The following is a 9,169-nucleotide window of genomic DNA, read 5'->3' as shown; positions in this document are numbered from 1 at the left end:
TACTCCATCGCCTCCGCACAAGATGAAGTCGGCGAAGAAGTCCACCTCACCATCGGCGTCGTCCGTTTCGACCACCACGACCACACCTACACCGGTGCAGCTTCCGGCTACTTGGGCGAACGCCTCGAAGAAGGCAGCGAAATCCGTGTCTTTGTCGAACCCAACCCCAACTTCTGCCTGCCCCAAAAGGGCGATACACCCATCATCATGATCGGCGCAGGCACAGGTGTTGCCCCCTTCCGCTCCTTCATGCAACAACGCGCCGCCAATGGCGACAGCGGCAAAAACTGGCTCTTCTTCGGCAACCAACGCCTAGCCGACGACTTCCTCTACCAACTCGAATGGAGCGATTGGCGCAAAGACGGCCTCCTCACCCGCGCCGACCTCGCATGGAGCCGACAAGGCGAACACAAAGTCTATGTCCAACACAAAATCACCGAACGCGCCGCCGAAGTTTGGAACTGGCTGCAACAAGGCGCACACATCTACGTCTGCGGCGACGCTACACGCATGGCACGCGATGTCGAAAACGCCCTGATCGAAGTCATCGAAACCCAAGGCAAACTCAGCCGTGACGAAGCCGAAGACTACCTCAACGACCTGCGCGAAGACAAACGCTACCAACGCGACATTTATTGATTGGATAAACAAAAATAAAGGCCGTCTGAAATTCAGTTTTCAGACGGCCTTTTTAAAGAGCCTGCTCGGATTGTTATCAATTCACCCGGTTTTGCATTATAATTGTGCAAATTTGACTCACTCGAAAGAAAATAAATTGGAAGGATTACAACAACTTGTAGATTTATTGGTGGGTTTTGTCGATTGGATATTGAAATTACTGGCATTCTTGTTTTAAACTACGTTCCATTCTTTTATACATTAAAGACGTATTTTCATCATGCAAACCGCGCAACGCTCTGCTACTTTCTTCTATTGGTACCACACAAACGTGCGGTACTTTTTTGCGCTTGTCTAAAACAGACCAAATTGAAAATACGCAAATTAGAGCCGCCTCATTTGAGCGGCTTTTTTTATACCCACCATGGCCGCTTAAATCCACCCATTTTTAAGAAATAAGGAATACAGCCATGACTGCCTCAACTAAAATCCACAGCCAAACACAAATGTTACACACCTGCCGCATGGTCGTTGACAGCAACAGCCACCACAGCATGCTCAACATGCACACTTTGCCTGATTCGCCTGACAGCCTCATCAGCGAAGCCCTGATTCCGCAAGTACGCACCATCGCGACCTTGATTGCCGCAGAGCGCCACGACTTCAATCAAAGCAGCCCCAACGTTTTTACTGATGAAGCGGATTTCTTCGCAGCGCGTATTTTGGTTTTGGGCGTACGCCGTTTCCATTTGGATATTACCCTGTTGCCCATGCTCAAAACCGCCAACAAACGCGCCGAAGCTTTCGCCAAACGCCATCACATGCCCTTCTCTCCCGCTGAAATGCAAATGTCCCTGCACACCCGCCGCCCTGCCAACCTGCTGATTATCGAAACCGAACACGAAATGCCCGCACTGGGCAATCTGGCTGCCAACAGCCGTGCATTTGCAGCGCAACTTTCCAATATTATTTTGTAAAACTACTTGAAAAACAGGGAAATGGTTTAATATTAGGCGAACACACTCCGCCGAAATCTCGGCAAAGACAAACTTCTCTCAGGAAAAACAATGAAAAAACTGATTGCCTTAGCCGCCCTTTCCACTTTTGCCCTTGCTGCCTGCAAAGACAATACCCAAGCGCAGCTTGAGCAGCAACAAAAACAAATCGAAGCATTACAACAACAGTTGGCACAACAAAACGGCCAACAAGAAGACAATACGGTTTACCAGCTCACGCCTGAAGCCGTGAAAGACACCATTCCTGCCGAGGCACAAGCTAACGGCAACAACGGCCAACCGGTAACCGGTACAGACGGCCAACAATATATCTACGACCAATCCACCGGCAGCTGGCTGCTGCAAAGCTTGGTGGGCGCGGCAGCCGGTGCATTTATCGGCAACGCATTGGCCAACAAATTCACACAGGCAAGCAATCAAAACAGCCCGATTGCACGTCAAGCCCGTGCCAACTATTATCAAACCGCACGTCCAAACAGACGCACCAGCCAACAGCTGAATACGCGCACCCTGCGTGCCCAGCAACAAAACGCTCAACAGCAACAGCGTTACCGCGAAACCGCGCGTCAGCCTTCCAACTACCGCCGCCCAAGTATGGGTCGGGGCTTTGGCCGCCGTCGCTGATTCGGTTTATATTCCATCTTTAATATAAATACGCACAATATAAAAGGCCGTCTGAAAATCTGATTTTCAGACGGCCTTTGGTTTTCTCTATTTTCTTATTGTAGACTTGCGGATCTGGTTGTATGCATTATGCCCAGAAGTCTCGCGGAGCGTCCAATACAGGTTTGACGATGCCGGTACGGATGGCAAAATCGCCAAAACCTTCATCATCTAAACGGTTTCGAGACCAATCTGCCACCCAGCCTTCGACAATTTCAAGGATTTCAGGTTCGGTAATGTTTTCTTTAAACAAACGAGGAATGCGGGTGCCTTCACGGTTGCCGCCTGCGTAAAGGTTGTAGCGGCCGACCGCTTTACCGACCAAACCGATTTCTGCCAGCATGGCGCGGCCGCAACCGTTGGGGCAACCGGTTACGCGCAAAACGATGTATTCGTCTTCCAAACCATATTTGGCGAACATTTCGTCAATTTTATCGGAGAATGTTGGTAGGAAACGCTCAGCCTCCGCCATTGCCAACGGACAGGTCGGCAAGGCAACGCAGGCCATCGAGTTCTCACGCTGGATGGTAATCGATTTGCTGATAAGGCCATGGTCTTTGGCGATTTTATCAATCGTGTCTTTCAATTCGGGCGGTACATTGGCAACCACCAGATTTTGGTTTGCCGTCAGACGGAAGTCGCCGGGATGGATTTTAGCAATTTCGCGGATACCTGTTTTCAACGGCCTACCGGGATAATCGAGCAGACGGCCGTTTTCAATAAACAAAGTCAAATGCCAGTTGCCTTCATGCCCTTGTACCCAGCCGATGTGGTCGCCGCGATGCGTAAATTCGTAAGGGCGGATAGGTTCAAATTTAATGCCCATGCGCCTTTCGACTTCTTCTTTGAACACATCTACGCCGACGCGTTGCAGCGTATAGCGTGTACGCGCTGCTTTGCGGTCGCTGCGGTTGCCCCAGTCGCGCTGGGTGCTGACAACAGCTTCAGCGGCGTTGAGGGTGTATTCGAGCGGAACGAAACCAAATTCGTAAGAAATGTTCGGATAAGTTTTGGTATTACCGTGTTCGCTGGATAAGCCGCCACCGACCAATACATTGAAGCCCACCAACTTGCCGTTTTCTGCAATCGCCACAAAACCCAAATCGTTGGAATGAATGTCCACATCGTTGTCGGGCGGAATTACGACGGCAGTTTTAAATTTGCGCGGCAAATAGGTTTTACCCAAAATCGGCTCGACCTCATCAGCAATTTCTTTATTACGCGGCTCGGTCGGCTCGGTTGTAAACACTTTTTCACCGTCCAGCCAGACATCGGCATATGCCATGGTACGCGGCAGAAGGTGCATACTGATGCGCGCCGCCCATTCATAGGCTTCTTGATGCAACGTGCTTTGCACCGGATTGCTGGTACACAACACATTGCGGTTGACATCGCTGGCTGTGGCAATGGAATCCAAACCAAGTTTGTGCAATGCCTGATGTGCCTGTTTTAAATCGGTTTTCAAAATGCCGTGGTATTGAAAGGTTTGACGGTTGGTCAGGCGGATAGAGCCGTAAATCGTATTTTCACCGGCAAATTTGTCAATACCCAGCCACTGCTTCGGCGTAATGATGCCGCCGGGCAAACGGCAACGCAACATCATGTTTTTTAAGGGTTCAAGTTTTTGTTCGGTACGCTCGGCACGGATATCGCGGTTGTCCTGTTCGTACATGCCATGGAAACGGATAAGTTGAAAGTTGTCGGCAGTAAAGCCGCCGGTAAAATTGTCTTTCAACTCCTCCTTAATCGTACCGTGCAGATAATCGCTGCGCTCTTTCAAGGCTTCGTTGCCGGACAAAGGCGTCTCAGGCAGCTTGGCTCGTGGATCGGTTGTGGTAGCAGTCATTGAAGCACTCCTTATTTTTGGTATAGGCGTTACTTTAATGAGGCCGTCTGAAAATGAGAAAGAATGGTTTGTTTGTTTTAAAGACGATTTTGTTATATTGGCAAAATATCGCACTAACTTATAGACAATTTGAATTTACTATATTTATGTTCTGACTGATGAACGTTGGCAGATCAAAAATAAACTAAATCGATGGCTTACATCATTAGCCTGCGTCAAGCCCGATTTTAATTAAATCCACTATAATCCATTATCTTCCACGGACTTAAACCGTAAAAATACAGCAAGCAAACTTTATGCCTCACTCCCTTATACGCACCTTCGCACAAACCTTTGGTTTTCCCTATACAGAAACGTTGCAGAAACTGCCCCCACTGGAAGGTAACCGTCATCTACATTTGGGTGCATTAGCCGACTTCTACCGCCATATGGACGGCATATGGCATTCCGACAATCTACTTGCCAATTATTGGCTGGAGATGGAAACTCTGTTTTTACAATGGGTGACTTATCCCAAATTGCCCAACAGTTGGCACGATTGGGCCTTCGGCTGGGATAGGAAGACCAAGCAATATCTGCCTACACAAGGCTGGCGTGAAGAATGGGCGATATTTGGCATAATGTTTGACGATTCAATTCTTTTTGCTGATACCACCGCTCCCGGCAGTCCTGTTTATTGGTTGATAATAGGTTACGGTACAATAGAAAAACGCCGCCTTATCGCCCCTTCCGTAGCAATACTAATGCAAACCTTATTGGCAATTTATGATTTTGAGCGCGAATGGCGGAAAGCAGGCGGGGAGTTCTACGATGAAGAAAGCTGCGACATACCTCCAGAATTATATTCTGCTCTGCATGATTTACTACAACGGGAACTGCCACCAGAATGCGCGGCAGGATTTGAAAAAGCGTTTTGGGGCTGATGCTGTAATTGCAATCTAGAAAACCTATTCTCTAGCCGTCTGAAATTTCGGCTTTAGGGAACAATTATTTAAAATAATATGATTGATTCGTTTGAAATATCAGTTTGAAAATGCTTGAAGGATTGATAGGCTGCTGAGATATGAAAAGGCCGTCTGAAAATCTGATTTTCAGACGGCCTTGATATTGGATGGGGCAAACCGATTAGGCTTGTTTGTTCCAACGTTCGATAGATTCTTTGATGACTTGTTTCGCTTCTTCTACATCGCCCCAATATTCAACTTTAGTGGTACCTGCTTTTTTCAGGTCTTTGTAGTGGTTGAAGTGGAACTCGATTTGTTTGATCAGTTGTTGCGGCAAATCGGCCAAAGTTTTGTAGGCGTTGCCGTTGTTACGGTCGTCGGCCGGAACGCAGACGATTTTGTCATCCACTTCGCCGTCGTCAACGAATTTCATCACACCGATAACGCGTGCTTCCAGGAAAATACCAGTTGCCAAAGGCTGCTCGGTCACCAGCAATACATCCAATTCGTCGCCGTCTTCGTCCAAAGTTTGCGGAATGAAGCCGTAGTTGGTCGGTTTGGCGAAAATTGCCGGTTCAACGCGGTCGAGTTGGAAAGCGGCCAGTTTGCGGTTCCATTCGATTTTGTGGTTGCTGCCCGCAGGGATTTCGTTGACAACGTTGATGATGCCGCCGTCCACATCGCCCGGGGTCAGGATTTTATTGAAGTCTGCCATGATGGTTTCCTTTGATTTTAAATAGAGTCAAACGGCGAAAGTATAGCAAACCCAAGGCCGTCTGAAAATGTGAAACTGTCGTATTCAGACGGCCTTTTTGGCATTCAGCCTTTTGACCAGTTCTAAAATTGCGCGTTTATTGGAAGGCGAAAACACTTTTTCTGCCGCTTCTTCCGCACTAAACCAACCGTAGGCAACGTGTTCGTCCGGTTGCAGGACGATAGGCGTATCGCGCGGAATTTGGGCGGAGAAGATGTGTTCGCGGTTTTCAAAAACGCCTTTGGGATAGCGATGGCGCCAGTGATGATAGATTTCATAAACGGTGCTGTCGTGCCAGTTTTCCAGCTGTCCGTCTGCAAGGCGGATACCGGTTTCTTCCCACACTTCGCGCCATGCGGTTTCTTCGATACGCTCGCCCTCTTCCAAGCTGCCGGTAACCGACTGCCAAAAACCTTGCGGCGCCGTGCGTTCAATCAGCAGGATATTGCCGTCTTTATCATACAAAACAACCAAAGCGGAAACGGGATACTTCAAAGGCTTACTGCTCATGACTTGTCCTTGCCGGTTTGGTTGGGGAGGCTGATTTTTTGTAGTAAGTAAGCCAAAAGGTTTTCCATGTATCACTCAAAAATGGGAAATTGATATTCAGACGGCCTTTGCCGGAAATCCGCAAAGGCCGTCTGAAATTATACCTGATTTAACTGCGCCAGTTTCCGAGACACCAGCTCTGCCGCTTCTTCCGGCGAGTTGGCTTTAAATCCTGCTTCACCAAAATACGAAATTTTAGGCAAATCACACAAAAACTTATCGACGTCTTGCGCCGTCAAAAAACGGCCGTGCAAATCGAATCCGACATTTAAAGCACGCCCTTTGATTTCCGCCACCCTGTCATGCAAATGGCCGTACAAGTGATACCAGCCCTGATAGCAGCCGTCCCATTCCTGAATCGGATAGTGAAAGAGAACCAGTGTATTCTTAATTTCCGGCAATTTGAGTTTCAAATACGGCAGTATGGACGACAGCAGCGGATGGCCGTCATGCTTGGTTTGGCTGCGGAAAAAATCGGCATACTGCCGAATCACATGATCATGATTGCCGTAAATCAAGTGATGTTGCCCGTTTAACCGCGACAAAACGCGCTCTATCTGCTTATGGTCTTGGGCAAAGGAAAAATCGCCCAAGTTGTACACCGTATCTTCAGGCGTAACGGTTTCATTCCATATCCGGATTAAAAATTCATCCATCTGCTCCACGTTATCGAACGGTCGAAATTGGGGGCAGAATTTAGCGATGTTTTTATGTGAGAAATGTAGGTCTGATGTGAAGTAGGTTTTGCTCATACCGTGCTTTCTGCGTTGCAGGCTTGAATCGTATCACGCGCGGGCGTATGCTGAGTAATGTTTATTGTGTGCTTCAAGGAGTTTTTATGCGTTTGGTTATTGCCGCGCCGGCCAACGGCGCAATATTGAAAGACGCGCTCAAAGCGCATCTGCAAAACGACCCGCGCGTCAGCAGCTTGGTCGATTTATCCTCGCCCGAAGGGACCTATCCGCAACTCTCGTTTGCCGCGGCCGAAGAAGTCGCGGCAGGACGCGCCGACCGTGCGCTGTTGATTTGCGGCACCGGCGTGGGTACGGCAATCGCCGCCAATAAGGTGCGCGGCATACGGGCGGCAACGGCGCATGATTTACTCACGCTCCACGGCTCGGTGGAAAACTATGATGCGCAGGTTTTATGTATGGGGCAAAACGTGATTGCCGCTCCGGCTGCTTGGGCATTGGTCGATATCTGGTTGGACTTGCGTCACGACACAAACAGCGGCTATGCACCTAAAGTCGGTGAAATTGAAGCATACGAGCGCGGAAAATAAATACATGTTGCTCCATATATTTTCAGACGGCCTTACAATTGCCGCAAGAATGCTTGGATAAACGCAATCTTATCCAATTCCGGTATGGCGTTGAACGCTTCGCGATGTTCGCGGATGTGGTCGATTAAAGGGTAAAACTCTTCGTCGACGTGGCGTTTGTCGAGCTTGCGTCCGATGTTGCCTTCGTTGCTTCGTCCCAGAAACTTGGAAATCAAGTAATACGGCGATTTGAGTTTGAACAGCATTTCGCCGGTTTGGGCATCAAACACCATAAAACCTTCGTGCTCCACATTTTTCAGACGGCCTTTCAGCTCGCCGAACGTGATGTTTTTCAGCGTTTCTGGACGGCGAACGCCGTATTGTTTGCCGATTTCGTCCAATTCCGCTTCAGAAAATTGACGGCCGGTCGCCACATCAATGCAGCCGATTAAGGTTTCGCCCAATGCTTCGCGGATGATGTGCACGTCTTTCGCATCTGTGATTTCAAACAAAAAAGTATGGTTTGGATAAGCGTGGAACAGGGTTTCGTATTGAGCGCAATGTGCGGCGGTCATGTCGGCAAACGCACTATCAAGCGAGCCGGTAGTCGAATACAGCACTTTGCCGTCAAACGTCGCGCCGTGGGACGGATGGTCGTCTGAAAGCGATACGAAAGTACAGCAGCCGAGGAAGCCGTTTACTTTCACCACCGCATCTACCAGTCTCTCGTCGCCGATTATGATCGGATAACGGCTGCATTTGGCAATACGTTCCGAATAATTGAACACTTTTTTAAACGGACGCACGATGATGCGGTTGTGCGCGTCGATAATCAAACCGCGCATTTCCAGCAAAGCATCATCAAAGCAGTTGTTATAGAACACGCTGCGTGCGTATTTCAACACGCGCAATTCAGGATAACGCTTGGATGCTTTGGCAGTAAAGTTACGGCTGCCGTGTTGCAGATAATGATCGGTCACAAAGGTTTGCTGCGCCTCATCAAACAGCAGCGGCTTATGCTCGATAGCCTGCATCTGTTTGATTTTTTCTAACTGCTCTGTATTTGCCGGCTGCACAGCCTCGATATGGATTTCGTTTGCCACACGGTTTTAGTTCAGCTTGATATACGCCGCCAACACATCATGCTCTTTCACGCCGTGCAGATTGGGATAGAAATTGTGCAGTCGATAAATTTCTGTTTCAAAACCGCTTTTCTCCGCCTGATCCAATAAATGACGGCAACGCGAAGCTTTTTGGTTGGTATTGGAATTAATGATCAAAATATTTCGATTCGGATTTTGGCGTCCAAGTCTCAAGGTTTCAGTCATCAAGGCATTGCCGCATTTCTGCGCCTTATCCACCGCTTCGCCCGACCAACGATATTCACCGTATTCATCGGTAATAAACAAATCGTTTTCAATACGGACAACTTCCGCATCCTGATACTGCGCTTTAAATTCGGCGGCTTTTTGTTCGGCAAAAGTCGATTTTCCCGAACCCTGATGACCGCGTATTAAG

The 9,169-nt window shown here is 48.6% G+C and carries 8 protein-coding genes and 2 pseudogenes; 5 read left to right on the top strand and 5 right to left on the bottom strand.

From position 1 onward, the window contains the following. From cysJ to ACTHS3_RS08685, 3 genes and pseudogenes are all read left to right on the top strand, one after another. Window positions 1-639, top strand: a pseudogene (cysJ, locus tag ACTHS3_RS08695) (NADPH-dependent assimilatory sulfite reductase flavoprotein subunit); the annotation flags it as partial. A gap of 449 nt (window positions 640-1,088) precedes the next feature. Continuing rightward, entirely contained in the window at window positions 1,089-1,595 is a 507-nt protein-coding gene (locus ACTHS3_RS08690) for a hypothetical protein (RefSeq protein WP_003685697.1), read from the top strand. Between the two features lie 90 nt (window positions 1,596-1,685). Beyond that, entirely contained in the window at window positions 1,686-2,258 is a 573-nt protein-coding gene (locus ACTHS3_RS08685; protein WP_004520009.1) for a hypothetical protein, read from the top strand. 127 nt (window positions 2,259-2,385) lie between these two features. Here ACTHS3_RS08685 and cysI read toward each other — a convergent pair whose 3' ends face one another. After that, a complete protein-coding gene (cysI, locus tag ACTHS3_RS08680) occupies window positions 2,386-4,143 on the bottom strand; it encodes an assimilatory sulfite reductase (NADPH) hemoprotein subunit (protein WP_070695666.1) in 1,758 nt (585 codons plus the stop codon). 296 nt (window positions 4,144-4,439) lie between these two features. On the opposite strand from cysI, the gene ACTHS3_RS08675 reads away from it, so the two are divergent. Beyond that, window positions 4,440-5,066, top strand: a complete 627-nt coding sequence (locus ACTHS3_RS08675) for a hypothetical protein (RefSeq protein WP_004520011.1) — start codon at window positions 4,440-4,442, stop codon at window positions 5,064-5,066. A gap of 202 nt (window positions 5,067-5,268) precedes the next feature. Here the strand turns inward: ACTHS3_RS08675 and ACTHS3_RS08670 are convergent, their stop codons facing one another. The 3 genes from ACTHS3_RS08670 to ACTHS3_RS08660 form a co-directional block, all read right to left on the bottom strand. After that, entirely contained in the window at window positions 5,269-5,802 is a 534-nt protein-coding gene (locus ACTHS3_RS08670; RefSeq protein ID WP_004520013.1) for an inorganic diphosphatase, read from the bottom strand. An 84-nt stretch (window positions 5,803-5,886) separates the two neighbouring features. Continuing rightward, window positions 5,887-6,351: a dihydroneopterin triphosphate diphosphatase gene (gene nudB / locus ACTHS3_RS08665; protein ID WP_004520014.1), complete on the bottom strand. Its 465-nt coding sequence runs from the start codon at window positions 6,349-6,351 to the stop codon at window positions 5,887-5,889. A gap of 137 nt (window positions 6,352-6,488) precedes the next feature. Beyond that, a complete protein-coding gene (locus ACTHS3_RS08660) occupies window positions 6,489-7,142 on the bottom strand; it encodes a metallophosphoesterase (protein WP_004520016.1) in 654 nt (217 codons plus the stop codon). 86 nt (window positions 7,143-7,228) lie between these two features. On the opposite strand from ACTHS3_RS08660, the gene ACTHS3_RS08655 reads away from it, so the two are divergent. After that, entirely contained in the window at window positions 7,229-7,672 is a 444-nt protein-coding gene (locus ACTHS3_RS08655) for an RpiB/LacA/LacB family sugar-phosphate isomerase (protein WP_039862203.1), read from the top strand. A 32-nt stretch (window positions 7,673-7,704) separates the two neighbouring features. Here the strand turns inward: ACTHS3_RS08655 and ACTHS3_RS08650 are convergent. Continuing rightward, window positions 7,705-9,169, bottom strand: a pseudogene (locus tag ACTHS3_RS08650) (RNA ligase); the annotation flags it as partial.

The organism is Neisseria sp. P0009.S007 (genome assembly GCF_051962515.1).
Note: the sequence above shows the minus strand (reverse complement) of the source record. Positions and strands in the feature narration are given on the sequence as shown.